The organism is Halolamina salina, assembly GCF_042678005.1.
Classification (GTDB): domain Archaea; phylum Halobacteriota; class Halobacteria; order Halobacteriales; family Haloferacaceae; genus Halolamina; species Halolamina salina.
Map to the genome: position 1 here is coordinate 17,267 of NZ_JBHUDH010000114.1, position 1,804 is coordinate 19,070.

General features: G+C 69.1%; 1 protein-coding gene (only partly in view). It reads left to right on the plus strand.

Features of this window, described 5'->3' with window-relative positions; translation table 11 throughout:
* Positions 1–1,804, plus strand: part of the annotated coding region (locus ACFR9S_RS10150) for an FAD-binding and (Fe-S)-binding domain-containing protein (RefSeq protein ID WP_379818550.1) (this coding region is incomplete at its 3' end). 667 nt of the annotated region lie to the left of the window's left edge; 1,804 of its 2,471 annotated nt are in view.

Sequence of the window (1,804 nt, forward strand, 5' to 3'; positions counted from 1 at the left end):
TCGACGTGCTCGACGACCACGCCGACGAGGTGCGCGAGCGCTACCCCGAACTCAAGCGGAACGTCTCGGGGTACAACCTCGACGTGCTGGTCGAGGAAGCGACGGTAGACGGCGAGGTCGACGAGGACGCGACGGTCAACCTCGCGCGCCTGCTCGCGGGCAGCGAGGGGACGCTCGCGATCGTCACGGAAGCGACCGTCTCGCTCGAACCGATCCCCGAGACGAAAGCCGTCGCGCTGCTGGCGTACGACGACCTGCTCTCGGCGATGGAAGACGTGAGCTCGGTGCTCGAACACGACCCCGCGGCCGTCGAGGTGATGGACGACACGCTGCTCGACCTCGCACGGGACACACAGGAGTTCGGCGACGTGGTGGGGATGCTGCCCGAGGGGACCGACTCGGCGCTGCTCGTGGAGTTCTACGCCGGGAGCGACGACGAGGGGCGGCGGAAGGTCGCCGACCTGCTCGCCGACCGCCGGCCAGGGACTGACACCGCGGCGGAGCCGAACGAGCAGCCGCTGAGCGCCGGCGACCCCGTCCGTGCTCACGCGGCGATGGAGGCCCACGACGAGGCCACCCGGGAGCGGTTCTGGAAGATGCGCAAGGCGGGGATGCCGATCCTGCTCTCCAGGACGACCGACGAGAAACACCTCTCGTTCATCGAGGACTGTGCGGTGCCGCCCGAGAAGCTCCCCGAGTACACCCGGCGGTTCCAGCAGGTGCTCGCGGACCACGACACGTTCGCCTCGTTCTACGCCCACGCCGGCCCGGGCGTGCTCCACGTCCGGCCGCTGATCGGCACCAAGACCGAGGCGGGCGTCGAGCGCTTCGAGTCCATCGCCGACGCGGTCAGCGACATCGTCGTCGATCTCGGCGGCAGCGTCTCCGGCGAACACGGCGACGGCCGCGCCAGAACGCAGTGGAACCGGAAGCTGTACGGGCAGGATCTCTGGGAGGCGTTCCGCGACCTCAAGGCGGCGTTCGATCCCGACTGGCTGCTGAACCCGGGACAGGTCTGTGGCTACGCGCCCGACGAGCAACGGCCCGGATCACTGCCCGAACGCGCCGACGCCGTCGAGATGACCGAAAATCTCCGGTTCGATCCCGAGTACGAGTTCGACGCCGGCTTCGACCCCGAACTCCGCTGGGAGAACGACAACGGGTTTCAGGGGATGGCGGAGCTCTGTCACGGCTGCGGCGGCTGTCGCGGCGGGCAGGAGACCACCGGCGGGGTGATGTGCCCGACCTACCGCGCGGCCGACGAGGAGATACAGGCCACCCGCGGCCGGGCGAACCTGCTCCGGCAGGCGATGAGCGGCGAGCTCCCCGAGGAGGAGATCTTCACCGAGGAGTTCGAGAACGAGGTGCTCGACCTCTGTATCGGCTGTAAGGGCTGTTCGAAGGACTGCCCGAGCGAGGTGGACATGGCGAAGATGAAGACCGAGATCGAGCACGCCCGGCACGAGCGCGAGGGCGCCGGCCTGCGTGAGAAGCTGTTCGCCAACGTCGACGCCCTCTCGCGGATCGGCAGCCGGCTCGCGCCGCTGTCGAACGTCGCCACGAAACTCCCGGGCGCCCGCTGGGCGCTGGAGAAGACCGTCGGTATCGCGGCCGAGCGGAGCCTGCCGACGTTCCACCGCGAGAGCTTCGCGGACTGGATGGCCGACCGAGAGCCAACGGTCCCCGAAAGCGAGGCCGAACACCGGGCGCTGATTCTTCCGGACACGCACACGAACTACAACGCTCCCGAACAGGGGAAGGCGGCGGTTCGAGTGCTCGAAGCGGCCGGCGTCGACGTCGAACT